Origin of the sequence: Roseomonas sp. CAU 1739 (assembly GCF_039839775.1) — a bacterium.
Taxonomy (GTDB): Bacteria; Pseudomonadota; Alphaproteobacteria; order Acetobacterales; family Acetobacteraceae; genus Neoroseomonas.
Genome location: NZ_JBDOQQ010000019.1, coordinates 89,049 through 113,688 on the forward strand (window position 1 = coordinate 89,049; position 24,640 = coordinate 113,688).

Consider the following 24,640-nt stretch of genomic DNA (forward strand, 5'->3'; position numbering starts at 1 on the left):
GCGGAAAGGGCATCCTGGCCCGCTGAAGGAACGTCGGGCACAGGAGCGGGTCTGGTCATCGGCCCTGGCCGCCTGGCCCGGCGCCAGACGATGGCTTTCCAAATGACACTGTCATTTGGTGGGGGTGGCCTGGAGGGGCAAAGCCCCTCCAGCCTTCCGGCCGCCTGCCTCAGGCCGTCGCGGCGCGGCGCTTTTCCTGCGCGTTCCGCAGCAGCGCGATGCCGCGATACACCCCGTGCACCATCTTGGAATACGGCATCACCAGGAAGAAGGCGAAGACCAACCCGAGATGGATGGCGAGCATCAGCCCCATCGCCCCGGTATGGCGCACCACCAGCAGCAGCAACCCGGTCACGGCGATCAGGAACAGCAGACCGAGGATGGCGAATTCGCCGCCCATCACCTTGCGCGACACCGGGCCCGGGTCGGTGATAACCTTCACATGCGCAAGCCCCGCCGCGCCGATCATCATCAGCACCCCGCCCCAGGTACCGAACTGCACGGGCAGGGAGAAGAAGGCGTGCGGCGAGGTCCAACCAAGCAGATAATGATAGATCGTGCCGGTGCAGGTGGCCGCAAAGCACAGCAGGAAGCCATACATCAGGGCCTGGTGCAGCCAGCGCCGGCGGACGGAGAAACTGTCGTCGATGTCATTGCAGCCATGGCCGCCGCCGCCGAGGTTGCGCATCGTGGCGATGTCCACCATCGCTTCCGCCGCCGGTGCCGGTGCGAAGGCGCCGCCGCCGCCGGTGGCGCGCCAGTAGCTGCGCGCGCCCATGGCCATGGCCAGGATCGCATAGCCGAAGGTCAGCACGCCAAGCCCGATCATCAGCCAGTGCGGGATGATGCGGAAAAAGGCGCCGGCCCCGCGTTGCGCGGACCACAGCACCGCGGGGTCCTGCAAGGCCACCGTCAGGATCAGCAGCAAGGCAACGCCCAGCGACGCGGCAAGCGCGACCACCGTGCCATTGCGTTCGAACATCGCGCCGAGCGCGCCAGGCCAGGCGTGCTTCGCGTAGGTCTCATTGCGGATCTCGGCAAAGGTCGCGGGGATGTTAATGCCGAAGGCGTGCGGCGGCGCATACTGGCAGGCGTGGTAACAGCCCTTGCAGCCGTGGCACAGGTTGGCGAGGTGCGTGAGATCGGCTTCCGCGAAGGAGCGACGCATCGCCATGGCGGGGAACACGGCGCAATACCCTTCGCAGTAGCGGCAGGAATTGCAGATCTCCATCTGCCGCCGCGCCTCGGCGATGGTTTCGGATTCCTGGGCCATCGCGTCAGTTCCTCACCAGTTTCGCCGCTTCCTCGCCCGCGATGCGGCCGAAGGTGGTGCCGATGGTCATGCCGAAGCCGGCCAGATAGCCCTGGCCGAGGATGTTGCCGGACATGATCTCGCCCGAGGCGAACATGTTCGCGCTGGGCGTGCCGTCGGCCATCATCACGCGCGCGCGGTCGTTCACTTTCACCGACAGGAAGGTGAAGGTGATGCCCGGCCGCAGCGGGTGGCAGTAGTAGGGCGGCGTGTCGATGCGCCGCGCCCAGTGGGATTTCGGCGGGGTCAGGCCCTCGGTGCGGCAGTCGTCCAGCGTCTGCGCGCTGAAGGTGCCGGGCCGCACGGCGGCGTTGTAGTCGGCGACCACCTTTTCCAGCTTGCCGGCGTCGAGGCCGATCATCCCGGCGAGCTCGGCGATGCTGCCCGCCTCGTAAGGGGCGAAGACCGGCGGCAGGTAGTTGTGCTGTGCTTTCGAGTCATTGATGGCGAAGGCGACCTGGCCGGGCTGCTGGGCGATCAGCCGTCCCCAGATGGCGTAGCGCTTCGGCCAGACATCTTCGCCTTCATCGTAGAAGCGTTCGACGTCGCGGTTCACCACCACGGCGAAGGGCACGCAGTCGAGCCGCATCGCAAGCCCGCCATCTTCCATCGGCGCGCGGGCGTCGTTGGCCACGGCATGGAACTGCGTCGGGTCGCCCACTTCCTGCACGCCCGATGCCAGCATGTCCTTCAGGATGCGGCCCTGCGCGTATGGCGTGCCGCGGATCTGGAAATTGTCGGCGGCATCGCCCCAGTATTTGCGCAGCCATTCGCGATTGGCCTGGAAGCCGCCGGCGGAGGCGATGAAGGCCTTGAAGCGGATCCGCGCGGGGAAGCCGCGATGGGAGACGATGGCCTCGGTCGCGAAGCCGTCCTTCACCTCGATATGCTGGACCTCGGTGTCGTACAGGATGGTGATGCCGAGCGCTTCCGCGGTGCGGTACAGCGCATTCACCAGCGCCTTGCCGCCGCCGAGGAAGAAGGCGTTGGTGCGCGACAGCGACAGCGTGCCCGACAAGGATGGCTGGAACACGACACCACAGGATTCGAGGAACTTCGGTGCCTGTTCGCTGGCGCGGATGCACATGCGGGCAAGCTGTTCATTGGTCTTGCCCGCCGTGACGCGACGCAGATCGTCCCAGTATTCTTCCTCGAGGTAGGATTCCGTCAGCACCCCGGTCGGGCCATGATGCAGGGCGCGCAGATTGCGGGTGTGGCGTGAATTGCCGCCGCGCATCGACTTCGGCGCGTGTTCGGCGATCACGACGCTCGCGCCCGCCCGCCGCGCCGTGATGGCGGCGCAGAGCGCGGCATTTCCGCCGCCTGCGATCAGGACGTCGAAGGTCTGGCTGAGATCGGCCATGCTTTCGCGGCTCCGGTGTTCGCCTCGATGTGTACAGATGTATCCAGCGATGTCCAGATGGTTGTTCCGATTGACCGTCAGATCGGCTATGGCTGCGCCATGGACGGCATCACCCCGACCCGGGATCTCGGCGAAAGCGCCTATGCCCGCATTCGTGCGGCCATTCGTGACGGCGGGCTGGCACCCGGAGAAAGGCTGACGGAGGTCGATCTCGCCGCCCGCTTCGGTGTGTCCCGTACCCCGGTTCGCCAGGCTATCGCGCGGCTGGAAGCCGAGGGGCTGCTGTCGCATGAGGCCCGCCGGGGCCTGACGGTGACCCGGCCGGACCACCAGCAGGTCGTCGAACTCTACGTCATGCGCGAAGTGTTGGAAGGGGCGGCGGCCCGGCTTGCCGCCCAGCACGCCAGCGACACTGAGATCGCCGCCATGGCCGAAATCGTCGAAGGCGAGCCAGCCGCCTTTGGCGACGCCGCCGCGCTGGCGGCGGTGAACCAGCGGCTGCATGGGCTGCTGTATCTCGCCGCGCACAACCGCTACCTGCTGCGCAGCCTGGAACAGCTCGCCGCGACCATGTCGCTGCTGCCGACGCTGTTGACGCGCGGCGGGCGGGCGGAACAGGCGCATGCGGAACATCGCGCCATCCTCAAGGCCATCGCGAAGCGCGATGGCGACGCGGCGGAAGCAGCCGCGCGCAAACATGCCCGCGCGGCGCAGAAGCATCGCCTGGCATGGATGGTGGGCACCATCGGCGTGCCGCTCGCAGCGCCGGGGAATGCCGGGCCCGATTGACTTGCGGGCCGCGGCGCCGAAGGCTGCTGGCTTCACGCGCCGGAGAGTTGCCCGATGAAACGCCTTTCGCTCGCCCTGGCGGCGGCCTGCCTGCTCGGCTTCGCACAGCCGGCGCGGTCGCAATCCCTGACCATGGCGGTGGAGGCACCCTTCGGGCTCGACCCGCATTTCCTGTTCGCCGGGCCGAACATGGCGGCGGCGCGCCATATCTATGACAGCCTGATCAACCGCGACGCCGAAAGCCGCTTCGTCCCGGGCATCGTCGAATCCTGGGCGATGGTCGAACCGCTGGTCTGGGAACTGCGCCTGCGCCACGGCGTCACCTTCCATGACGGCAGCCCGTTCACCGCCGATGACGTCGCTTTTTCCATCGCCCGCGTGCCGAGCCTGCCGAACAATCCCGGCCCCTATACCTCCAACCTGCGGACCATCGTGCGGGTGGAGGTGGTGGATCCCCACACCGTCCGCCTCCACACCGACCAGCCCAACCCGGTGCTGCCGGGGCAACTCACCAACATCTTCGTCGTGTCAAAACGCGCGGCGGAAGGCGCATCGACCTCCCACTTCAACAGCGGCCGCGCGGCGATCGGCACCGGGCCGTTCCGGTTGGAGCAGGTGCGCGGCCAGGAAGGCATGACGATCGCGCGCAACGACTCCTTCTGGGGCGACAAGGCGGCGTATCAGCGCGTCGATATCCGGGTGATCGGCAATGACGCCTCGCGCCTCGCTGCATTGCTGAGCGGCGACATCGAGATCATCGAGAGCGTGCCGCCCGCCGATGTGGAACGGCTGCAGCGCGATGCGCGGCTGTCGGTGTTCCGGCGCAATTCCGACCGCATCATGTATCTGCTGCCGAATATCCGGTTGGACCAGTTCCCGCTGATCGTCGATGCCAGCGGGCAGGCGTTGCCGCGCAACCCGCTGCGCGATGTACGGGTCCGGCAGGCGCTGTCGATCGCGCTGGATCGGCAGGCCCTGGTGGCGCGCGCGCTGGACGGCCAGGGTGTGGCGACGGTGCAGATGGTGCCGGAACAGTTCGGCGGCTTCGATCCGTCGATCACCGTGCCCGCCGCCGACCCGGCCCGCGCCCGCGCGCTGCTGGCCGAGGCCGGTTATCCGAACGGCTTCGGCCTGACGCTGGGCTGTTCCAACAACCGCTATGTCAACGATGCGCGGGTCTGCCAGGCGGCGGGGCAGATGCTGACGCGTGCCGGCTTCCAGGTGCGGGTGGAAACGCAGCCCTGGAACGTATTCTCGCCGCGCACGCTGGCGCAGCGCAACGATCTGCCGCTGATGCTGTACGGGCTGTCGCTGTCATCCTCGCGCGATGCGTCCTACATCCTGTCCACCGCGGTGCATACGCGGGTGCCCGACCAAGCCTTCGGCCAGGGCAATCGCGGTGGCTTCAGTGATGCGCGGCTGGACGGGCTGATCGATGCCGTGATCGGCAATGCGACCGAGGGACGCGAGGCAGCGCTGCGCCATGCCGCGCGGGAATCGCTCGACCAGGTGCCGTTCATCCCGCTCTACAACCAGGTGGTTGTGGTCGCAGCGCGGCGCGGGATCGAATACACGCCGCGCATGGATGAACAGATGGTCGCCTACCATGCGCGGCCGGTGGCGCGCTGACGGGCATCGTCACCGTCCGGACGGCAGCAGCCCCGCGCGTGCGAGGCCGGCGCGTTCGGCTGCCTTCGAGTCAGGCTGCGATGCCGCAAAGTCGGCCGTGTTCATGTACAGCCGCGGCAGGTTGAAGCGTTCCATCACCTGCCGGGTGGACGGATCGTCCAGCGCATCGCGGAAGGCATCGTGCAGCCGCGCGACGGCGGCCGGATCCATTCCCTTCGGCCCGGCGATGCCATAGGGGCTGTCGACCACCACGTCGAAGCCGGATTCGCGCAGCGTCGGCACATCGGGGAAGCGCGGCATGCGCGCACTACCCCACACCACCAGCAGTCGGAAGCGGCCATCAGCGACGGTCGGCGCCCAGCCGCTGGCATCGGCGATCATGTCCACCTGGCGCGACAGCAGCGCGGTCGTCAGTTCCCCGCCGCCGCGATAGGGCACATGTGTGAACTCGACGCCGGCGCGCTGGGCGAGATCCAGCATCGTCATATGCTGCACCGAACTTGCGCCAAGCGTGCCGTAGGTGAGCCGGCCCGGATTGGCCCGCGCGGCAGCGAAAAGCTCGTCCAGCGTCTTCCAGGGGCTGTCGGCATGCACGCAGATGCCGTGCACCGATCCGCTGAGCTGCACGATGAAGGTGAAGTCGTCGATCGAATCATAGTTTGGGCGGTCGGCCAGCAGCATCGCGCGGTGCACGCCGCTGAAGAACTGCGCGATGGTGTAGCCATCCGGCCGCGCATCCTTCAGCGCGGCTGCGCCCAGGGTGCCGCTCGCGCCCGGTCGGTTCTCGGGTATCACGGGCTGGCCAAGGCGGCGCCCGGCCTGGTCGGCCACCGCGCGCAGGAAGACATCGGCCGAAGCGCCCGGGGGCCACGGTATCAGCAGCCGGATCGGCCGGTCGGGGAAGCCCGTCTGGGCCGCGGCAGGTGTTGCCAGCGCGGTGGGCGCCGCCAACAGCGCTCGACGCGAGAAGCCTGCCCGATCCATGATCCGCATTCGCCTGTCCCCCGGCCTGTCGTGGCCATGGTCCCGGCCAAAGCGGCCGGCGGTCAAGCCGCCAGCGCATCCTTCACGAAGCGCCCGCCGAGCATGATGGCGGACAGGTGCTCGCCCTGACCGGCCAGCAGGCTGAGATCCTTCAGCGGATCGCCCTCGACCACGATCAGGTCGGCGAGCGCACCCGGCGCGACGCAGCCGATGCTGCCTTCCGCCACCAGGAGCTTCGCCGCGTTTATGGTCGCGCTGCGGATCACCTCGATGGCCGGCAGCACCTGGCCGCGGATGACGAATTCGGACGATTGGTGGCGGTGCATGTCGCCCAGCAGATCAGTGCCGAAGGCCATCATCAGCCCGGCATCGCGCATGATCTCCAGCGAGCGCAGCCCGGCCGTCCGCACATCGTCGATCTTGGCGACCGATTCCGCCGGCAGGCCGAGCGACGCACCTTCATCCTTCAACGCCTGGTAGGTGACCAGCGTCGGGCAGGCGATGGCGCCGCGTTCGGCGGCGAAGCGTGCGGTCGGGGACTGGATCAGGTTGCAATGTTCCAGGCTGCGCACGCCGCATTCGACGGCGCGATGGATGGCGCTGTCGGTGTACAGGTGGGCCGCCACATAGGTGCCGGCGTTCTCGGCTTCCTCGACCGAGGACAGCACTTCCTCCTTCGAGAAGCCGACGAAGGCGATGGGGTCGGTGGGGGATGCGACGCCGCCATTGGCCATGATCTTGATGTAGTCGGCGCCGGCCTTGATTTCCTCCCGGCAGGCGCGCCGCACATCGGGCACGCCATCGACCAGCCGGCCCAGCGTGCCGAGCCGGGCCGCGAAGAACGCCGTGTCGCGCGTGTCGTGGCGGCCGCGGAAGTCGCAATGCCCACCGGTCTGGGACAAGGCCTTGCCGCAGATGTTCAGGCGCGGGCCGTCGAAATGCCCTTCGTCGCGCGCCATGCGCAGCCCATGCGTGGCGCCGCCGAGGTCGCGCACCGTGGTGAAGCCGCGCATCAGCATGCCGTTCATGATCTTCGCCGCGCGGAAGGCGATGACGGCATCGGGCAGCATCGCATTCAGGCCGAGATTCACGATGGAGGCGACGACATGCACATGCGCGTCGATCAGCCCGGGCATCAGCGTGCGGCCGCGCAGGTCGATGTGGCGCGCGGAGGCGGCCACGATCGGCTTGTCGCTGACCTCCTTGATGGTGCCGCCCTCGACCAGGACGTGGCCGGGGACGGCGCCCTCGGCGGTGCCGTCCAGGATGGCGGCGTTCTCGAACAGGATGGTGTCAGTCATGCGGGCGGTCTCCGGCATTCAAACGGCAGCAAGGTCGGCGGCGCGGCGCAGCGCACCGGGCAGGAAGCCGCCGATCACCTCGGCGACGGCGATATCCTCGTCCGTAAAGGCGTCGACGGCATCGAGGATGTTCAGCGTGCCGACCACGACGCCACCCTCACGAACGGGAATATTGATGCAGGCGGCGCAGCCAAGGCTTTCGATCAGCGCGTGGTCGGGGAACGCCCAGCGGATGTCGTCCATGCCGTTGCCGTGCCAGACGCGCCCCTGTTTCAGCACATGCTCGCCCCACGGCGTCGGGCCCATATGCTTTCGGCCGGTCAGTGGATAGGCAACGGGGTCGGAGGAATACACGCGCTCCACCTCCGCCCCACCGGGCACCACGAACAGCGCGGTGAACAGGCGATGGCGCATCAGCGCGGCGGAGGCGGCCTCGGCGGCGCGGAACACCGCGACAGGGTCGGCGTCATCCGCGGCAGCGCGGGCAAGGGCGATCAGGGCAGGCGGCAGGGCCACGGTCATGCGGGGGCCTTCTGGTTCAGTTCGGGAAACAGGCCGCGCTGGCGGAAGCGCAGCAGCAGGATCAGCGCGACGCCAACCGAGGCTTCGCGCAAAGCCGCCGCCTGGACGGCGGTCACACCTGGCACGATCTCGGCGGCGAAGCGCGTGGCTTCCAGGAAGGCGATCAGGATATACGCACCGATCGCCGCACCCGTCGGGCGCCCATTGCCGCCGGCCGTCACCGCAAGGAAGACATAGATGGTGATCAGCGGCTGGAAGATCTCCGGCGCGATGTATGACGTGTAGTGACCGTACAGCGCGCCCGCGAGGGCGGCGATGGCGCAGGCGATGGCGAAGGCTTCCGCCTTCAGCCGCGTCACCCGCTTGCCGGCGACGGCGGCGACGATCTGGTCCTCGCGCACCGCGCGCAACGCGCGCCCCCAGGGGGAGGCTACAAGCCGGCGCAGCGCCAGCCACACCAACCCGACGAGGGCGCTGACCACGACCAGCGATACGATATGGAACCCCTGCCCCCAGTCGCGCGGCATGCCGGCTGGAATGCCGGAAATGCCATCCGTGCCGCCGGTCAGCCAGATCTCGTTCGATGCGACGACGCGCACGGCTTCCGCGAAGCCGAGGGTGACGATGGCGAGATAGTCGTCGCGCAACCGCAGCGTGGAGACGCAGACGACAAAACCTGCCACCGCGCCCGCCACCATCGCCGCGACCAACCCAATCGGAACCGGGACACCGCCCCATTTCACCAGCGTCGCCGAGGCATAGGCCCCGATGGCAAAGAAGCCGGCAAGGCCGAGATTGACCAGTCCCGTGACACCCCAGGCCAGGCACAGGCTCTGCGCCAGCAACGCGTAGATGCCCGCGATCACCAGCAGGAAGATGATGTAGGAGATCATCAGGCGGCTCGCGCGCCGAAGAAGCCCGCCGGGCGCAGCGTCAGCACCGCGAGGATGACGACGAAGCCGACCACCAGGCGATATGCGGGGCTGAAGGCCAGCACGGCGAGTTCCTCCGCCATGCCGATGGCGATCGCGCCCGTCACCGCGCCGGGGATCGACCCCAGCCCGCCGAGCACGGCAGCGGCAAAAATCGACAACACCAACCGCGTGCCGGTCAGCGGATCGACCGAGGTATCGAGCCCGACCAGCATCCCGCCCATGCCCGCAAGCCCCGCGCCCACCGCCACCGTCACGGCGGCAACGCGCGCGGGGTCGACACCCCGCAGCAGGGCCAGGTCGCGATTGTCGGCCACCGCGCGCATCGCCCGTCCGGTGCGGCTGTAGCGCAGGAAGGCCCAGAGCAGCGCCATGCAGGCGAGTGCGAGCCCGAAATTCTGCACCTGCTGCGGCCCGATGCGGAATTCGCCGAAGCGCCAGTCCCGCAACAGTGGCAGGTCGAAGCCGCGCAGATCATTGCCGAAGCAGAAGCGCAGCATGTTCTCGATCACCAGCCCGGCGGCCATCGAGGCGATCGCCATCATCAGCGCGCCGGCGGATTCGAGAGGCTTCACCGCCACCCATTGCAGCGCGAGGCCCGCGAGCGCCGCCGCCGCGAAGGCGATCGGCAGCGCCGCGATCATCGGCAGGCCGAACACCGTGTTGCCGACCCAGCCCGCATAGGCACCCACCGTCGCCAGCGCGCCGATGGCGAAGTTCGGGTAGTTCAGCACCGCGAAGATCGCCGTGAAGCCGAGCGCCGGCACCGCAAGGATGATGCCGGCGATCACGCCGTTGATCAGCGCCTGGAGAAGCGCCTCGATCATCAGGCGATGCGGATCAGCGTCTGGCGGCCGCCGCGCACCTGTTCATAGCGGAACTTGCAGTCGGTGATGTCGCCCGCATCGGTGAAGTCGCACGGGCCCGAGGCGCCGTCATAGTCGACCTTCTTGCCCGCCGCGATGGCGCGCAACCCGTCCATCGCATTGTCCACGCGATCGCCCCCGCCCTGGCTGACCTTGCGGATGTTGTCGTGGATCACCTGACCAGTGCCGTCGCCGCCAATGGCCATCGCCATCAGCACCAGGTTGATGTGGTCGTAGATCTGGCAGGTGTAGGGATCGGGATTGTCGTTGCCGACGATCCGCTTCACGCGGTCGAAGGCGGCCGACCCTTCCGCCGGTGACGGCGCGAGGGTGTAGATGCCCTCCGTCACCTCATTCGGCAGCGATCCGATCATCTGCTGGTTCACCGAATAGGCGTAGGCGAGGATCTTGCCGCGGAAGCCCGCGCGGAAGATGTCGCGCAGCAGCACCGTGGTGTCGGGCGTATAGCCGCCGAGCACCAGCACCTCCGGCCGTGCGCGCAGCGCCTGGTCCACCTCGGTACGAAGCGACGGCTTGTTGTTGTCGTAGATCAGCATGTCGATCGTGCCGCCGGCGGCCTCGATCGGCGGCTTCATGTTGGCGAGCTGCGACTGGGTGAAGGGCGTCTGCGGCGCCATGAAGAAGGCGCGCTTCGCACCGAGTTCGACGATGTATTCGCCGAACTTGCGACCCTGCAGCGTGGTGTTGGGCTGGGTGCGGATCAGCCAGCCATTATGCGGCAGGGCGGTGATGGAATCCGCGCCCGACACGGTGGCGAGGAAGGTCTTGTTCTCCCAGCACAGCGGCGCAACCGCGGTGGTCACCGACGACGCCCATGTGCCCATGATGGCGGCGACGCGATCGACATCGATCAGCTTGCGCGCGGCGCGCAGGCCGGCTTCCGGGTTGGTCTGGTCATCCTCGCTGACCAGCTGGACCTGGCGGCCGAGCACGCCGCCGGCGCCGTTCACCTCGGTGATCACGGCGCGCACGCAATTGGCCATGACCGGGCCATAGGGGCCGCCCGCCCCGGTCAGCGGCGTCAGCGTGCCGAGCCGGATCGGCGCGCCCTGCGCGCGGACCAGCGAGGGCATGGCGAGAAGCGAGGCGCCGGCGATCAGCGCCGAGCGGCGAGTGATGCTGGTCATGGGGTGGTCTCCCTTTGGGTCCCTGTGTCGTCCATCCTGCCCGCTCCACGGCCGCCGAGGAACAGGCGTCGTATCGCCGGGTCGCGCGCCAGCGCGGGCGCGGGTCCTTCATGCGCCTGGCGGCCATCCACCAGCACGAGGGCGCGGTCGGAGATCTCCATCGCCTGCAGCGCGTTCTGTTCCACCATCAGCACGGCCACGCCGGATTCGACGGTGGCGCGCACCAGGGCGAACAGATCCGTCGCCGCCATGGGCGACAGGCCGGCGGTCGGTTCATCAAGCAGCAGGAGGCGTGGTTCACTCATCAGCGCCTGGCCCATGGCGAGGATCTGGCGCTGCCCGCCCGACATGGTGCGCGCGGCCTGGCGGCGGCGTTCCGCCAGCAATGGAAAGCGGTCCATCACCGCCGCCATGCGTGCCCTCGCGCGGCGCGGATCGAGGAAGCAACCCATGACGAGGTTCTCCTCGACGCTCAGCGTACCGAACACGTTGCGTTCCTGCGGCACCAGTACCATGCCGGCCTCGATCACCGCGCGTGGCGATTGGCCTGTGACGTCGCGGCCGTCGAGTGCGACATGCCCTGCGCGCGGACGCAGCAGGCCGGTCAGCAGCTTCAGCACGGTCGATTTGCCGGCGCCATTCGGCCCGATGACGCAGACGAGTTCCCCCGGCGCCACTGCAAAGGAGACGCCTTTCACCACATGGTCGGCCGCGGCATAGCCGCCCGTCAGGTCGTGGACCATCAGTGCCGTCATCGTGCACCGCCCAGATAGGCGTCCTGCACCGCGGCGTCCTCGCGGATCTGCGCGAAGCTTCCCTCCGCCAGGGTGCGGCCAGCGGCCATGACGACGATGTGGTCGGAGATCCGTTCGATCAGCGCCATGTCGTGCTCGACCAGCAGGATGGTGCGACCTTCGGCGACGATGGCGCGCAGCAGGTCGCCGATCTCCTCGGCCAGCGTCGGGTTCACCCCCGCGGCGGGCTCGTCGAGCAGCATCAACGCCGGTTCGGCCATCAGCGTGCGGCCGATCTCGAGCAACTTCTTCTGCCCGCCGGACAGCGCGGTGACCTGGTTGTCGATGACATGAGACAGGCGCAAGCGGCGGGCGGTGGCCAAGGCCTGCTCGGCCAGCGCCTGTTCGCGCCGGCGCGCGGCGGCGGACCCAAGCAGGGCGGCCGTCCAGCTCTCTCCCGGCTGGTCCTGACCGTAGAGCATCAGGTGCTCGAACACCGACAGCTTCGGGAAGCCGCGGGCGATCTGGAAGGACCGGACCATGCCGCGCGCGGTGATCTGTTCCGGCTTCAGGCCAAGAAGTTCCTGCCCACGCAGCCGCACGCTGCCTGCATGCGGGCGCACTAGGCCGGAGACGGCGTTGAACAGCGTGGTCTTGCCCGCGCCGTTCGGGCCGATCAGGGCGGTGATGCGGCCGGGCGCGACGTCGAAGGCGACGCCATCCAGCGCGGCCAGCCCGCCGAAGGACAGGCGCAGCCCGTCCACCGCCAGCAGCGCGTCGCTGTTTCGTGAAGCCTCCATGACGCGCAGAACGGCGCATTCCGCGTCGGCTGGCAAGAGGCTTCAGGCATGGGCGAACAAAGGCTGGCCCGGATGGTCCCAGCGCGTGCGCAGCACCGAGCCCGACTCGCTCTCGGTGATGAAGATGTCGCGGTTGTCCGGCCCGCCGAAGCAGACATTGGTGGTGCCCAGCCCGCGCGGAGACCTGATGCGCAGCAGGGGTTCGCCGAGGCGGGAAAAGATCCAGACCGTTCCCATGCCGGCATGGGCGACGACCAGGTTCCCCTGCGTATCCAGCGCCATCCCGTCCGGCCCGGCCAGGCCGCCGGACATGGCGATGAACCGTCCGACGCGGATCACGCCGCCATCGGGGGTAATCGGCACGCGCCAGATCGCGTTGTCGCGTGTCGCGCCGACATACAGGGTGTGGCCATCGGGCGTCAGCACCAGGCCGTTCGGGCTGGGTATGTTGGACACCAGCGCATCCGCCTGGTCGGCACCCGCGCGCAGGCGATAGGCGCGCCCGGCCGGGTCATGCAGGCCGGTCTGGCCCTGGTCGGTGAAGTACAGGTCGCCATTCATCGCGAAGGTGCAATCATTGACGCCGCGGAAGCCCTCGCGTCGCGCGCGCGGAACCAGGGGCGCGACGGCACCCGTGGCGGGATCCAGCCGCAGCAGGCCGCGCTTGGCATCGGTGATCGCCGCCCAGCCGTCGCGATGGAAGGCGAGGCCGTTCGGTTCGCCATCATAATCGGCGACAACGGTCCAGTCGCCCGCCGGACTGACACGGAAAATCCGGCCGAAGACGATGTCGGTCAGCCACAGATTGCCGGCGCGATCGAAGGACGGGCCTTCCAGGAAGGAATGCGGCGTCGGGCCGGGCCGGCCGTACAGCCAGTCGCTGCCGCGGTCGCGGATGCGCAGCGCCTCGGGCACTTCGGTGTGGATCTCGGCGGTGACGGAAGGCGGTGCGGCGTACATGGTTCAACCCAGGGTGATGTTGGCCAGGCGGATCAGCCGCGCGGCGCGGTCCCGCTGCGCGATGACGAAGGTGGCGAAGTCCTCGGGGGTGCTGCCGAGCGGGACGATGCCGATCTGGTCCATGCGGGCACGCACGTCAGGCTGGTTCAGCGCAAAGACGGCCGCTGCGTGCAGCCGCATCACGGCGGCGGCCGGCGAACCGGCGACGGTCCACAACCCGTTCCATTCGTCGAAATCGAAGCCGCGATAGCCCTGTTCGTCGAGCGTGGTCACGTCAGGCAGGGCACTGATGCGACGCAGGCCGGCGGCCCCCAGCGCGCGCAGTCGGCCGCCCTGGACATGGGCGGTTGCCGCCGCGGCCGAGGCGAAGGCGCAGGTGACGTTGCCCGCCACCAGGTCGGTCATGGCCGGACCGCCGCCGCGATACGGGATGTGCGTCATCTCGACGCCGGTGAGGCGCGTGAATTCCACCATCGCGAGATGCGCGCCGGTGCCGTTGCCCGAACTGGCGTAGGAGACCGTGCCCGGCCGTGCCTTGGCCGCTGCCACGAGGTCGGCCGTCGTCCGATGGGGTGAACTGGCGGCCACCACCAGCATCTGCGGCTGCCAGGTCAGCTGCGTGATGGGCGCGAAGGCGGACGCGTAGTCGAACGGCAGGCCCGTCATCAGCGTCGGGTTCACCACATGGCCCATGCTGTCGAGCAGCAGGGTGTGGCCATCCTTCGGGGCGCGGGCAACTTCGGCGGCACCGATGGAACCGCCGGCGCCGCCGCGATTCTCGATGACGATGTTCTGGCCGAGTTGGGACATCAGATGCGGCAGCAGCAGCCGCGCCACGGTGTCGGTGCCCCCGCCGGGCGGATAGGGCGGGATGATGCGCAGCGGCTGCGTCGGGAAAGATTGGGCGCGAGCGCTGCCGGCCACCGGCAGCGATGCGGTGGCACCCAGCAAGGCACGGCGTTGGATGGACATGGACGGCGTCCCCGCGGATTTTGGCGAACCCTGCGCCACCGCGCGCCCCCGGTCCAGTCGTCCGGGCCGGCGGGCAACGAGGCGATGGCGCCGCCGGGCCAACGGGTCCAGGCTTCGACCGGATGGGCCGGCCGGCATGTCCCTTGTCGCCGGCTTGATTCACGCAACATCCTTGCATCGGACCGCCCCGGACGCCGACGGAGAAGACCATGCGCAGCACATACCGGATCGAACGCCGCAGGGCGCTGGCGGGTGGCGCGGCCTTCGCGCTGGTCGCCGTGGCGGGCGCGCGCGTGCCGGGCGCGCAGACGCTCGACCGTGTCTCCTTCCAGACCAATTGGCTCGCCCAGGCGGAGCAAGGTGGATACTACCAGGCGGTCGCCGGGGGCATCTATCGCCGCCATGGCATCGAATGCGACCTGCGCATGGGCGGGCCGCAGCAGAACCTGGCGCAGCTGCTTCTGGCCGGGCGCGTGGACATGGTGATGTCGAACGGCTTCCAGGCGCTGTCCTATGTGCGGGAGAACCTGCCCTTCCTGACCATCGCCGCGATCATGCAGAAGGATCCGCAGATCCTGATGAGCCATGAGGAAGCCGGCATCACCGGCTTCAAGCAGATGCGCGGCCGCCCGCTGCTGATCGGTGCCGGCGGGCGGATCACCTTCTGGCCCTTCCTGCGCGCGCGCTTCGGCCTCAACGACGAACAGATCCGCCCCTATACCTTCAACCTGCAGCCCTTCCTCGCCGACAAGGGCGCCATCCAGCAGGGGTTCCTGACCTCGGAGCCATTCTCCGCCATGCAGGCCGGCGCGCATCCACGGGTGCACCTGATCGCCGATGCCGGCTTTCCGAATTACCAGACGACGATCGACATCTCCCGCCGCATGGTTGAGCAGAAGGCCGATGTCGTGCAGCGTTTCGTCGACGCCACCATCGAGGGCTGGGCGCAATACATGCAGGGACAGGACGTCGAAGCGGCGAACCGCATGATCATGCGCGACAATCCGGAGATGACACCCGAACGCATCGCCTATGCGGTGCGCGTGATGAATGAACGCGGCATCGTATTCTCGGGCGATGCCGAAAGACTGGGCATCGGCGCGATGACCGATACGCGATGGGAGAGTTTCTACACCACCATGCGTGACGCCGGCGCCGCGCCGCCGGGGCTCGACATCAGGCGGGCCTATTCGCTGCAATTCGTGAACAAGCGGGTGGGGCTGCGTTGAACCCGGGCGCGCCGCTCGTCTCGCTGCGCGGCGTCCGCAAGCGCTACGCGGGCGGCACGCTCGCGCTGGACGGAATCGACCTTGCGATCGGCCAGGGCGACTTCCTGGCGCTGCTGGGCCCGTCTGGCTGCGGCAAGTCCACCCTGCTGCGCATCCTGGCCGGACTCGACGCGCCATCGGCCGGATCGCTGGACTGGGCGGATGGCAAGCCGCAGCACGACATCGGCTTCGTCTTCCAGGAACCGACGCTGATGCCCTGGGCGACGGTGATGCGCAATGTCGCCCTGCCGCTGGAACTTGCGGGCATGAGGCGCAGCGAGGCCGAGGACCACGCCGCGACGTGGCTGGCGCGGGTCGAGCTGGCGGGTTTCGAGCACGCCTATCCACGCGCGCTGTCGGGCGGCATGAAGATGCGCGTGTCGATCGCGCGCGCCCTGGTGACGCGACCGCGCCTGCTGCTGATGGACGAGCCTTTCGCCGCGCTGGACGAGATCACCCGCTTCCGCCTGAACAACGATCTGCGGCAGCTGTGGCTGGCGGAGCGCTTCACCGTGGTCTTCGTCACCCATTCGGTGTTCGAGAGCGTCTTCCTCGCCGAGCGTATCGCCGTGATGGCGCCACGCCCGGGGCGCATCGTACAGTCGTTCCCGGTTGCGGCACCGGAGGGCCGCGGCGAGGAGTTCCGCACCTCGGCCGACTATGCGGCGCAATGCCGCACCGTGTCCCACGCCCTGTCGGCCGCGATGGAGCCGGCGGCGTGAACGGCGGGCCGCCGGGGATCGTGTTGCGCATGCTGGCGCCGACGGTGATCGTCCTGCTGTTCCTCGGCGGATGGGAGGCCGTGGTACGGATCAACGGCCTGCCGCCCTATATCCTTCCAGGGCCCTTGCTGGTGGCGCAGACGCTGGCGAAGGATTGGGGAACGCTGTCGGTCTCGCTGCTGGTCACGCTGAAGATCACCTTGATGGCGCTGGGCGTGGCAGCGTCGCTAGGGCTGCTGCTGGCGGTGCTGTTCGCGCAGTCGCGCATCGTCGAGATGTCACTGCTGCCCTTCGCCGTCATCCTGCAGGTGACGCCGATCGTCGCCATCGCGCCGCTGATCATCATCTGGGTGAACGACGTCACGCTCTCCCTGCTCATCTGTGCCTGGATCGTCGCCTTCTTCCCGATCCTGTCGAACACCATCGTCGGCCTGAATTCCGCCGACCACAATCTGCGCGACCTGTTCCGGCTCTACCGGGCCAGCCGATGGCAGATGCTGTGGCGGCTGATGCTGCCCAGCGCCCTGCCCTATTTCCTGGCCGGGCTGCGCATCTCTGGCGGGTTGGCGCTGATCGGGGCGATCGTCGCGGAATTCGTGGCGGGCACCGGCGGCAGCGCGTCCGGGCTGGCATTCCGTATCCTCGAGGCCGGGTACCAGCTGCAGATCCCGCGCATGTTCGCCGCCCTGGTGCTGGTATCGGGGACCGGGATCGCGATCTTCCTGGCACTCACGCTGCTGTCGCACCTGCTGCTGCGCCGCTGGCACGACAGCGCCATTGACCGGGGATGATGGCGCTAAGCGCCACCGATGCGGTCGTAGCGCAGCCCGCGCGCCAGCCAGCAGCCGACCGTGGCGCCGGTCGCCTGTCCTGCGGCGTCGCGATGGATGGCAATGGTCCAGTCGCCGGGGGGGGTGTGGTCCAGCGCCCGCGGACAGGGCAGCGCCCAGAGGTCGGGCCCGATCGGATCCAGCAATTCCATGCGGCCACGGCCCAGGAAACCTGAGAAGGCGCCATACAGCGCGCCACCGGCATTGGCGATGGTGAGTTCGGCGCCAAGCTCGGCGCAGGCGTAGCGACCGGCGGCGTCGATGCGCGTCGATCCTCCGGCCGGGCGCAGCAGCGTCGACTGATTTTCCCTCACCCGCCGCATGCGCAATCCCTGCGGCGTCGGATGGATGCGGGTCTGCACGTTTGCCGCCGACCCGTCGGCGTTCAGGTCCAGCGTCTCCGCACTATGGCCGAAACGCAGCCGAAGCCTGCCAGGCGATGCCGCGTCGATGCGTACGGACAGACCGGTCGATGGGTCCAGATAGGCGCCGCACCAGTCCGGCGCGGGCAGGTCGGATGCCGCTGTGGTTCGTGGCTCGTCCAGCAGCGCGGCCAGCAGGTCGAGCATGGCCGCATGCGCATCGGAGAGATGGTTGAACATCACCACCACGGAGACGCGCTCGGCCGCGACATGGATGCGGTTGCTGCGCCAGCCGCGAAGGGCACCGCCATGACCGGTGACGGCACGACCGAATTCCGCGCCACGCGCGAGACCGAAGCCATAGAAGGCCGGCGCGCCATCGGCAAACGCCACGGGTGCCGACAGGCGACGATACAGCGACCCCGCATCATCGCGCGTCGCGTCGATGTGCTTTTCCCATGCGATCATGTCGTCCAGCGAAGCGCCAAGCCCGGCATCGCCGGTCCAATGGATGCGGTTCACCGCCGGGCGGAAGCCGGTGGCGTGGGTGCCCTCATAGCCTTCCGTGCCGTCCGGCATGGCATGCGTGTCGGCGGCCAGAAAGGCCGTCTCCATGCCTGCCTGGTCGAAGGTGCCGCCGCGCAGCATATCGGCGAAGCTCTGGCCGGTGCGGGCCTCCAGCATCTCGGTCAACAGGCGGAAATTCTGGTTTACGTAGGAATACTGCGTGCCGGGCGCGAAATGCAGCGATCGCGTACCACCGATGACGCGGGCGGATTCCTCAGGCCCGAACGGGGCCTCGACGGGTGACCCGTGCAGCATGGCGACGGCCCAGTAATCGCGTAGCCCCGACTGGTTGTGCGCGAGGTGCAGGCTGCCCGGCGCCACGCCCTCCAGCAGCGGCAACCGACGCCGCAGATCGTCGTCCAGCACCGTCGGGTCCGACAGCCGGTCCAGCAGCGTCGCGCAGGCGAACTGCTTGGTGATGGAGCACATGCGGAACAGCGCGCGCGGCGTGAACGGGATACGCTGCTCGGCATTGGCGAAGCCCCAGGCGTGGCGCAGCAGCACTTCGCCATTCCGCAGGACGGCGGCGGCGCCGCCCGGTCCAGGATATAGGCGCGGCAGGGCCTGGGCGATGCGTTCGATCGGCGTGTCGGTCATGGCGCGACTGTCGCGCGCGGGCGGCCGCTTCGCAAATCGGCTTGCGGAGACGATTTTCGCGGTGGAGTTGCCGCGCAGAGTGGCACGATGCACGAATGACGTCGCGCGGGACATCGCCAGGCCGATGTTGCAGCGCAGCACCTGCAATGCCAAATTTGGTCTTCACTGGAGCGTGACCCATGATCCCGACCGTCGTTGGGCTTGATCATCTCGTTGTCGCCGTGCGGGATCTTGATGCCGCGGCCGATGCCTGGCGCGCGCTGGGTTTCACCCTGTCGCCGCGCGGGCTGCACAGCGCGCATGTCGGCAGCGCCAACCACACGATGATGTTCGGGCAGGACTACCTTGAATTGCTGGCCGTGCTGGTGCCGCAGCCGCACAACCAGGCACTGCGCGACTTCCTGGCGAAGCGCGAGGGGCTGGAGCGCGCCGCCTTCACCACCACCGATGCCGCCGCGGGTGCGGATGCGTTGCGCGCGCGGGGCGTCGATTCAGTGGGGCCGCTGCATTTCGGCCGCCCTGTGCCGATGCCCGATGGCAGCGAAGCCGAGGCGCGCTTCAGCGTGTTCCGGTTTCCGTCGTCCCTGTATCCAGCCGGCCTCGGCATCTTCGCCTGCCAGCACCACACGCGCGAGGCGGTCTGGGTGCCATCGCTGCAGACGCACCAGAACGGCGCGACCCGCATCCTGCGGGCACTGGCGACGACCGAAGACCCCGCCGGCGCGGCGGCGACGCTTGCGGGGGCGATCGACAGCACGGTGCGGCAGGATGGCGACTTTTGCCTCGTCGCAACCGGACCGGGCCGGGCGGACATAGGCTTCGCACCGCGCGCCGTCATCGCCCGCCTCGCGCATTGCGCCGAGGATGCGCTGCCCGCCGAGGGCGGCGCCGGCATGGTGCTGGCGACGCCGACACCGCGCCCGCCTGGCCTTGCCAATGGCGTTGCCGTGATCTTCCAGACCGCCTGATCCACGCGACAGGAGAATGACGACCATGACCGGACCGACCCGCCGCGAGACGCTGCTGCTTGGCGCCGCCGCGATGTTTCCCGCCACCGCGATGGCGCAGGAGACGCCCCGCCGCGGCGGCGTGCTGACGGTGCATTTCGCTACGGAACAGCGCATCCTCAATCCGTCGCTTCAGGCGTCGACCGGCGTCTACATCGTCGGCGGCAAGATGCAGGAAGCGCTGGTCGATCTTGACGCGCAGGGCAATCCGGTCGGCGTGCTGGCGGAATCCTGGGAGAGTGCGCCGGACGGGCTGACCCATGTGTTCCGCCTGCGCCGTGGCGTGACATGGCATGACGGCAAGGACTTCACCTCCGCCGATGTCGCCTTCTCCGCGATGGAGATGTGGAAGAAGATCCTCAACTACGGGACGACGATGCAGCAGTTCCTCACGGAAGTGCAGACGCCCGACCCGCATACCGCGATCTTCAAGTACGAACGCCCGATGCCGCAGGGGCTGCTGCTGCGCGGATTGCCGGACCTGGGCTACGTCTCGCCCAAGCATATCTTCGAGACGGGCGACATCCGGCAGAATCCGGCGAACAACGCGCCGGTCGGCACCGGGCCGTTCAAGTTCGTCCAGTACGAACGCGGGCAGCACATCATCGCCGAGCGCAACCCGAACTACTGGCGCGAGAACATGCCGTATCTCGACCGCATCATCTGGCGCGTGGTTGGCGACCGCGCGGCCGCCGCTGCGCAGATGGAATCCGGCCAGCTCCTGTTCAGCCCGTATTCGGCACTGTCGATCGCCGACATGCAGCGGCTCGGACGCGATCCGCGCTTCGAATCCACGACGCGCGGCAACGAAGGCAATGTCCGCACCAACACGCTGGAATTCAACTTCCGCAATCCGATCCTGGCGGATATCCGCGTGCGCAAGGCAATTGCGCATTCGCTCAACGTGCCCTTCTTCATCGAGAACTTCCTCGGGCCCTTCGCCAAGCCCGGCACCGGGCCGATCCCGTCGGTCTCGACCGACTACTACCCGACCGCGTCGATGCCGCAATACGGCTACGACGTCGCAGCGGCAAACCGCCTGCTCGACGAAGCCGGGCACCGGCGCGGCGCCGGCGGCGTGCGGTTCAACCTACGCCTCAATCCCGCTCCCTGGGGCGAGGACATCGCGCTGTGGACCACCTTCATCCAGCAATCGCTGCAACAGGTGGGCATCCGCGTCGAGATCGTGCGGCTCGATGCCGCCGGCTTCCTCCGCACGGTCTACAACGACTGGAATTTCGACCTGGCGACAGGGTGGCACCAGTATCGCAGCGACCCTGCGGTCAGCACGACGGTGTGGTACCGGTCCGGCAGCCCGCGCGGCGCTCCCTGGACGAATCAATGGGGCTGGACCGATCCCGCCATCGATGCGGTCATCGATAATGCGGCAACCGAGGTCGATCCGGTGAAGCGCAAGGCGCTGTACGCCGACTTCGTACGCGCCGCGCAGACCGAATTACCGCTGTGGATGCCCATCGAGCAGATCTTCGTCTCGGTGTTCAACCGGCGCATCCGCAATGCGGGGAACAATCCGCGCTGGGCGTCTTCCTCCTGGCATGACACCTGGTTGGCGTCTTGAGGGTCCTGCGCCTCGCGCTGTGGCGGCTGGCGGCGTCGCTGCCGACGCTGCTGCTGATCCTTGCCGGAATGTTCCTGCTGTTGCAGTTGGCGCCGGGCGACACGGTCGATGCGCTGATGGCGCAGATGGGTGGTGGCGACCCCGCGCTTGCCGAGGAACTGCGCCGCTTCTACGGGCTTGATGTCGGGGTCGCGGCGCAGCTCTGGCGATACCTGATGCGACTGGTGACCCTCGATCTGGGCTTCTCGGCCATTTATGGCAAACCGGTCGCGACCGTGATCCTCGAACGGCTGCCGCCGACCATCCTGCTGATGGTCGCATCCCTGTCCTTCGCCTTCTTCTTCGGGCTGCTGTTGGGCGTAGTGGCAGCCCGGCGGGTGAACAAGTGGCCCGACACGCTGATCTCGACCTTGGGACTGGTGTTCTATGCCACGCCGTCCTTCTGGTTCGGCCTGATGGCGATCGTCCTGTTCAGCGTCTATCTGCAATGGTTGCCGGCGGGCGGCTTCACTGACATCACGGAATCCTACACCGGCATCGCCGCCGTGCTGGACATCGTGCGGCACCTGGTGCTGCCGACGCTGACACTGGGGCTGATCTTCCTGGCGATCTACCTGCGCATCATGCGCGCCTCGATGCTCGAGGTGCTGTCGCTTGACTTCGTGCGCACCGCGCGCGCCAAGGGTCTGTCGGAGACGCGGGTCGTGGTGCGGCATGTCCTGCGCAATGCCATGCTGCCGATGGTCACGCTGATCGGGTTGCAGGCGGGGACGATGCTGGGCGGATCGGTGGTGGTGGAAAGCGTCTTCGCGCTGCCGGGCCTGGGCCGGCTAGCCTATGAGAGCGTGGTGCAGCGGGACCTCAACACCCTGCTCGGCATCGTCTTCGTGTCGGCGCTGCTGGTGATCACCATCAACTTCCTGGTCGACATCATCTATGCGCGGCTGGATCCGCGCATCGTGTCGGGGTCCTGATGCGGGCGTTCCGCGCCTATGTGCGCAGCCCTGCGGCGCTGATCGGATCGGCAATCCTGGTCGCGCTGCTGGTGATGGGGCTGGGTGCATCCTGGTTCTATCCGAACGACCCGCTCGGACTGGCGGGCCGGCCGCTGCAATGGCCGGGGGCGAATCCACGCTTTCCACTGGGCACCGATCCGTCGGGCCGCGACATCGCGGCGCAGCTTTTCCACGGCGCGCGCATTTCGTTGCTGATCGGCTTCGTCGCGACATCCATCGCCGTGGTCATCGGCATCGCAATCGGTGCGGTGGCGGGCTTCTATGGCGGTGCCGTCGACACCGCGCTGATGCGCCTGACCGAGGCCTTCCAGACGCTGCCGAACTTCCTGCTGCTGCTGGTCCTCGTCGCCGTGTTCGGCAGCACGATGGAGACGGTGACGGTAGCGATCGGCATCGTCTCCTGGCCACCGGTCGCGCGGCTGACGCGCGCGGAGTTCCTGTCCCTGCGCACACGTGAATTCGTGCAGGCCTGTCGCGTCCAGGGGCTGGGCGATGTGCATCTGATCCTGCGGGAAGTGCTGCCGAATGCGCTGCCGCCGGTGATCGTCTATGCCTCGGTCGTGATGGCGGTCGCGATCCTGCTGGAAAGCGCGCTGGCCTTCCTGCAGCTGTCCGATCCCAATGTGCCATCCTGGGGAAACTTGATCGGCCTGGGGCGCAGCGTGTTGCGCACGGAATGGTACGTATCCGCCATTCCGGGCGTGGCGATCCTGCTGACCATCCTCGGTGTCTCTCTGGTCGGCCAGGGACTGAACGATGCGCTGAATCCGCGCCTGGCAGGCGGCCGATGACGCGGCTGCTGGTCGAGGGCCTCACCATCCGCCTGCCGACTGGCGCGGACCGGGAGAACGCCGTCGAGGGTGTATCCCTGTCGGTCGCATCGGGTGAGATCCTGTGCATCGTCGGCGAGAGCGGATCGGGCAAGTCGGTCACCGCCTCGGCCGCGATGGGGCTGCTCGCGCCTGGCCTGTCCATCACGTCTGGGCGGATGGCGCTGTCGGGCGCGGATCTCTGCGCGCTGTCGCCCGAGGGCTGGCGTTCGGTTCGCGGACGCCGCATCGCCATGGTGTTCCAGGAACCCATGACGGCGCTGAACCCGCTGATGACCGTCGGTGCGCAGATCGGCGAGATGTGGCGCGTGCATCTCAGCCTCGATGCCGCGCAGGCGCAGCGCCGTGCCCTGGCCGCGCTCCGCGAGGTCAGCCTTCCGGACCCGGAAGGCGCGTTGCGCGCCTATCCGCATGAACTCTCCGGCGGCCAACGCCAGCGCGTGATGATCGCCATGGCGCTGGCGCTGGAGCCCGAGGTGCTGATCTGCGACGAGCCAACGACTGCGCTGGACGTGACCACGCAGGCGCAGGTGCTGGCGCTCATCAAGGATTTGCAGAGGCGCCACGGTACCGCGGTGCTGTTCATCACGCATGATTTCGGCGTGGTGGCCGAGATCGCCGACCGCGTCGCGGTGATGCGTCTGGGCCAGGTGGTGGAGGAAGGCACGGCGCGGGAGGTGCTGACCAACCCGCAGCACGACTACACGCGCGCGCTGCTGGCCGCCGTGCCGGGGCTGCACGCGCCGGAACCCCGAACGCTGTCGGCCGAGACGGTGCTGGAGGTGCGCGGCCTGACCAAGACCTATGCCAGTCGCGGTCTGTTCCGGCGCCGCAAGCCGGTGCGCGCGCTCGATAGCGTTTCGATGTCGCTGAAGCGCGGTTCCACGCTGGCGGTGGTGGGAGAAAGTGGGTCGGGCAAGTCCACCTTGGCGCGCTGCGTCGTCGGGCTGCTCGGCACCGATGGCGGCCAGGTGGTGGTAGGTGGGGCACCGCTGCCGGCACGACGACGTGATGCCGCGCGTCTGGTGCAGATGGTGTTCCAGGATCCCTATGCGTCGCTGAATCCGCGGCGCCGCGTCGGCGCGCAGGTGGCTCAGGGGCCGATCGCGGCGGGCGTGGCGACGGCAGCCGCGAAGGCCGAGGCGCGCGCATTGTTCACCATGGTCGGTCTGGATGCCGATGCGGTGGATCGCTTTCCGCACGAATTCTCCGGCGGGCAGCGGCAACGCATCGGCATCGCCCGTGCACTGGCCATGAAGCCGGAAGTGCTGGTGGCGGACGAGCCCGTCAGCGCGCTCGATGTCAGCGTGCAGGCGCAGGTGCTGGCGCTGCTGCGGGAGTTGCAGGACCGGCTTGGCCTGTCGATCCTGTTCATCACGCATGACCTGCGCGTCGCCGCGCAGCTCTGTGACGAAGTCGCGGTGATGCGCAACGGCGTGGTCGAGGAAGCCGGCCCGATCCAATCCGTCTTTGCAGCGCCGCGCAGCGCCTATACGCGCAGCCTGATCGAAGCGATCCCCGGCCGGGCGCTGTTCAGCGCCTGACCGGGG

General features: G+C 68.3%; 23 protein-coding genes. 10 read left to right on the forward strand and 13 right to left on the reverse strand.

Annotated features, from left to right (window positions below; genetic code table 11):
- Positions 1–169: 169 nt before the first annotated feature.
- Together tcuB and tcuA are read right to left on the reverse strand one after the other, a co-directional pair.
- Positions 170–1,273 carry a tricarballylate utilization 4Fe-4S protein TcuB gene (gene tcuB, locus AAFN86_RS24690; RefSeq protein WP_347546252.1) on the reverse strand — a complete coding sequence of 368 codons (1,104 nt, stop codon included), beginning with the start codon at positions 1,271–1,273 and terminating at the stop codon, positions 170–172.
- A 4-nt stretch (positions 1,274–1,277) separates the two neighbouring features.
- Positions 1,278–2,675 (reverse strand): FAD-dependent tricarballylate dehydrogenase TcuA, encoded by a 1,398-nt coding sequence (gene tcuA, locus AAFN86_RS24695; protein ID WP_347546253.1) that lies wholly within the window; start codon positions 2,673–2,675, stop codon positions 1,278–1,280.
- Positions 2,676–2,732: 57 nt separating this feature from the next.
- Between tcuA and AAFN86_RS24700 the strand changes: the two genes are divergently transcribed.
- Entirely contained in the window at positions 2,733–3,464 is a 732-nt protein-coding gene (locus AAFN86_RS24700; protein WP_347546254.1) for a GntR family transcriptional regulator, read from the forward strand.
- 54 nt (positions 3,465–3,518) lie between these two features.
- A complete protein-coding gene (locus AAFN86_RS24705; protein WP_347546255.1) occupies positions 3,519–5,093 on the forward strand; it encodes an ABC transporter substrate-binding protein in 1,575 nt (524 codons plus the stop codon).
- Positions 5,094–5,102: 9 nt separating this feature from the next.
- Here AAFN86_RS24705 and AAFN86_RS24710 read toward each other — a convergent pair whose 3' ends face one another.
- Genes AAFN86_RS24710 through AAFN86_RS24755 form a run of 10 tightly spaced genes read right to left on the reverse strand, consistent with a single transcriptional unit; the run spans position 5,103 to position 14,312 of the window.
- Entirely contained in the window at positions 5,103–6,086 is a 984-nt protein-coding gene (locus AAFN86_RS24710) for a tripartite tricarboxylate transporter substrate binding protein (protein ID WP_347546256.1), read from the reverse strand.
- Positions 6,087–6,139: 53 nt separating this feature from the next.
- The gene (locus AAFN86_RS24715) at positions 6,140–7,378 is read right to left on the reverse strand and encodes an amidohydrolase family protein (protein WP_347546257.1); all 1,239 of its coding nucleotides are present in this window, start codon (positions 7,376–7,378) and stop codon (positions 6,140–6,142) included.
- Between the two features lie 18 nt (positions 7,379–7,396).
- The gene (locus tag AAFN86_RS24720; RefSeq protein ID WP_347546258.1) at positions 7,397–7,900 is read right to left on the reverse strand and encodes a GAF domain-containing protein; all 504 of its coding nucleotides are present in this window, start codon (positions 7,898–7,900) and stop codon (positions 7,397–7,399) included.
- A complete protein-coding gene (locus AAFN86_RS24725) occupies positions 7,897–8,793 on the reverse strand; it encodes a branched-chain amino acid ABC transporter permease (protein WP_347546259.1) in 897 nt (298 codons plus the stop codon). The genes AAFN86_RS24720 and AAFN86_RS24725 overlap by 4 nt, the downstream gene beginning before the upstream one ends.
- A complete protein-coding gene (locus AAFN86_RS24730) occupies positions 8,793–9,659 on the reverse strand; it encodes a branched-chain amino acid ABC transporter permease (protein ID WP_347546260.1) in 867 nt (288 codons plus the stop codon). The genes AAFN86_RS24725 and AAFN86_RS24730 overlap by 1 nt, the downstream gene beginning before the upstream one ends.
- The gene (locus AAFN86_RS24735) at positions 9,659–10,846 is read right to left on the reverse strand and encodes an ABC transporter substrate-binding protein (protein ID WP_347546261.1); all 1,188 of its coding nucleotides are present in this window, start codon (positions 10,844–10,846) and stop codon (positions 9,659–9,661) included. Before AAFN86_RS24735 ends, AAFN86_RS24730 begins: the two co-directional genes overlap by 1 nt.
- A complete protein-coding gene (locus AAFN86_RS24740) occupies positions 10,843–11,601 on the reverse strand; it encodes an ABC transporter ATP-binding protein (RefSeq protein WP_347546262.1) in 759 nt (252 codons plus the stop codon). The genes AAFN86_RS24735 and AAFN86_RS24740 overlap by 4 nt, the downstream gene beginning before the upstream one ends.
- Complete coding sequence (locus AAFN86_RS24745; RefSeq protein WP_347546263.1) at positions 11,598–12,380, reverse strand: ABC transporter ATP-binding protein; 783 nt, start codon at positions 12,378–12,380, stop codon at positions 11,598–11,600. Before AAFN86_RS24745 ends, AAFN86_RS24740 begins: the two co-directional genes overlap by 4 nt.
- Before the next feature lie 42 nt (positions 12,381–12,422).
- The gene (locus AAFN86_RS24750) at positions 12,423–13,340 is read right to left on the reverse strand and encodes an SMP-30/gluconolactonase/LRE family protein (RefSeq protein ID WP_347546264.1); all 918 of its coding nucleotides are present in this window, start codon (positions 13,338–13,340) and stop codon (positions 12,423–12,425) included.
- 3 nt (positions 13,341–13,343) lie between these two features.
- Positions 13,344–14,312, reverse strand: a complete 969-nt coding sequence (locus AAFN86_RS24755) for a tripartite tricarboxylate transporter substrate-binding protein (RefSeq protein ID WP_347546265.1) — start codon at positions 14,310–14,312, stop codon at positions 13,344–13,346.
- 209 nt (positions 14,313–14,521) lie between these two features.
- On the opposite strand from AAFN86_RS24755, the gene AAFN86_RS24760 reads away from it, so the two are divergent.
- From AAFN86_RS24760 to AAFN86_RS24770, 3 genes are read left to right on the forward strand one after another with little or no spacing between them, the layout of a single operon-like run.
- Positions 14,522–15,541, forward strand: a complete 1,020-nt coding sequence (locus AAFN86_RS24760; protein WP_347546266.1) for an ABC transporter substrate-binding protein — start codon at positions 14,522–14,524, stop codon at positions 15,539–15,541.
- Entirely contained in the window at positions 15,538–16,302 is a 765-nt protein-coding gene (locus AAFN86_RS24765; RefSeq protein WP_347546267.1) for an ABC transporter ATP-binding protein, read from the forward strand. Before AAFN86_RS24760 ends, AAFN86_RS24765 begins: the two co-directional genes overlap by 4 nt.
- Positions 16,299–17,093 carry an ABC transporter permease gene (locus tag AAFN86_RS24770; protein WP_347546268.1) on the forward strand — a complete coding sequence of 265 codons (795 nt, stop codon included), beginning with the start codon at positions 16,299–16,301 and terminating at the stop codon, positions 17,091–17,093. Before AAFN86_RS24765 ends, AAFN86_RS24770 begins: the two co-directional genes overlap by 4 nt.
- 5 nt (positions 17,094–17,098) lie before the next feature.
- On the opposite strand, the gene AAFN86_RS24775 is transcribed toward AAFN86_RS24770, so the two are convergent.
- On the reverse strand, positions 17,099–18,658 hold the full coding sequence (locus AAFN86_RS24775) for a D-aminopeptidase (RefSeq protein ID WP_347546269.1): 1,560 nt from the start codon (positions 18,656–18,658) through the stop codon (positions 17,099–17,101).
- 179 nt (positions 18,659–18,837) lie between these two features.
- Here AAFN86_RS24775 and AAFN86_RS24780 point away from each other — a divergent pair, with 179 nt between their 5' ends.
- From AAFN86_RS24780 to AAFN86_RS24800, 5 genes are read left to right on the forward strand one after another with little or no spacing between them, the layout of a single operon-like run.
- Entirely contained in the window at positions 18,838–19,626 is a 789-nt protein-coding gene (locus AAFN86_RS24780; RefSeq protein WP_347546270.1) for a VOC family protein, read from the forward strand.
- A 25-nt stretch (positions 19,627–19,651) separates the two neighbouring features.
- Complete coding sequence (locus tag AAFN86_RS24785; protein ID WP_347546271.1) at positions 19,652–21,244, forward strand: ABC transporter substrate-binding protein; 1,593 nt, start codon at positions 19,652–19,654, stop codon at positions 21,242–21,244.
- Positions 21,241–22,218: an ABC transporter permease gene (locus tag AAFN86_RS24790; protein ID WP_347546272.1), complete on the forward strand. Its 978-nt coding sequence runs from the start codon at positions 21,241–21,243 to the stop codon at positions 22,216–22,218. The genes AAFN86_RS24785 and AAFN86_RS24790 overlap by 4 nt, the downstream gene beginning before the upstream one ends.
- Complete coding sequence (locus tag AAFN86_RS24795; protein ID WP_347546273.1) at positions 22,218–23,051, forward strand: ABC transporter permease; 834 nt, start codon at positions 22,218–22,220, stop codon at positions 23,049–23,051. Before AAFN86_RS24790 ends, AAFN86_RS24795 begins: the two co-directional genes overlap by 1 nt.
- On the forward strand, positions 23,048–24,634 hold the full coding sequence (locus AAFN86_RS24800) for an ABC transporter ATP-binding protein (protein WP_347546274.1): 1,587 nt from the start codon (positions 23,048–23,050) through the stop codon (positions 24,632–24,634). Before AAFN86_RS24795 ends, AAFN86_RS24800 begins: the two co-directional genes overlap by 4 nt.
- Positions 24,635–24,640: the final 6 nt, after the last annotated feature.

Coding starts and splice junctions, on each gene's coding strand:
- AAFN86_RS24725 (WP_347546259.1), bottom strand. CDS start 8,793: ATGATCTCCTACATCATCTTCCTGCTGGTGATCGCGGGCATCTACGCG.
- AAFN86_RS24705 (WP_347546255.1), top strand. CDS start 3,519: ATGAAACGCCTTTCGCTCGCCCTGGCGGCGGCCTGCCTGCTCGGCTTC.
- AAFN86_RS24755 (WP_347546265.1), bottom strand. CDS start 14,312: ATGTCCATCCAACGCCGTGCCTTGCTGGGTGCCACCGCATCGCTGCCG.
- AAFN86_RS24775 (WP_347546269.1), bottom strand. CDS start 18,658: ATGACCGACACGCCGATCGAACGCATCGCCCAGGCCCTGCCGCGCCTA.
- AAFN86_RS24735 (WP_347546261.1), bottom strand. CDS start 10,846: ATGACCAGCATCACTCGCCGCTCGGCGCTGATCGCCGGCGCCTCGCTT.
- AAFN86_RS24750 (WP_347546264.1), bottom strand. CDS start 13,340: ATGTACGCCGCACCGCCTTCCGTCACCGCCGAGATCCACACCGAAGTG.
- AAFN86_RS24760 (WP_347546266.1), top strand. CDS start 14,522: ATGCGCAGCACATACCGGATCGAACGCCGCAGGGCGCTGGCGGGTGGC.
- AAFN86_RS24745 (WP_347546263.1), bottom strand. CDS start 12,380: ATGGAGGCTTCACGAAACAGCGACGCGCTGCTGGCGGTGGACGGGCTG.
- AAFN86_RS24740 (WP_347546262.1), bottom strand. CDS start 11,601: ATGACGGCACTGATGGTCCACGACCTGACGGGCGGCTATGCCGCGGCC.
- AAFN86_RS24795 (WP_347546273.1), top strand. CDS start 22,218: ATGCGGGCGTTCCGCGCCTATGTGCGCAGCCCTGCGGCGCTGATCGGA.
- AAFN86_RS24785 (WP_347546271.1), top strand. CDS start 19,652: ATGACCGGACCGACCCGCCGCGAGACGCTGCTGCTTGGCGCCGCCGCG.
- AAFN86_RS24720 (WP_347546258.1), bottom strand. CDS start 7,900: ATGACCGTGGCCCTGCCGCCTGCCCTGATCGCCCTTGCCCGCGCTGCC.
- AAFN86_RS24780 (WP_347546270.1), top strand. CDS start 18,838: ATGATCCCGACCGTCGTTGGGCTTGATCATCTCGTTGTCGCCGTGCGG.
- tcuA (WP_347546253.1), bottom strand. CDS start 2,675: ATGGCCGATCTCAGCCAGACCTTCGACGTCCTGATCGCAGGCGGCGGA.
- AAFN86_RS24715 (WP_347546257.1), bottom strand. CDS start 7,378: ATGACTGACACCATCCTGTTCGAGAACGCCGCCATCCTGGACGGCACC.
- tcuB (WP_347546252.1), bottom strand. CDS start 1,273: ATGGCCCAGGAATCCGAAACCATCGCCGAGGCGCGGCGGCAGATGGAG.
- AAFN86_RS24730 (WP_347546260.1), bottom strand. CDS start 9,659: ATGATCGAGGCGCTTCTCCAGGCGCTGATCAACGGCGTGATCGCCGGC.
- AAFN86_RS24800 (WP_347546274.1), top strand. CDS start 23,048: ATGACGCGGCTGCTGGTCGAGGGCCTCACCATCCGCCTGCCGACTGGC.
- AAFN86_RS24710 (WP_347546256.1), bottom strand. CDS start 6,086: ATGCGGATCATGGATCGGGCAGGCTTCTCGCGTCGAGCGCTGTTGGCG.
- AAFN86_RS24700 (WP_347546254.1), top strand. CDS start 2,733: ATGGTTGTTCCGATTGACCGTCAGATCGGCTATGGCTGCGCCATGGAC.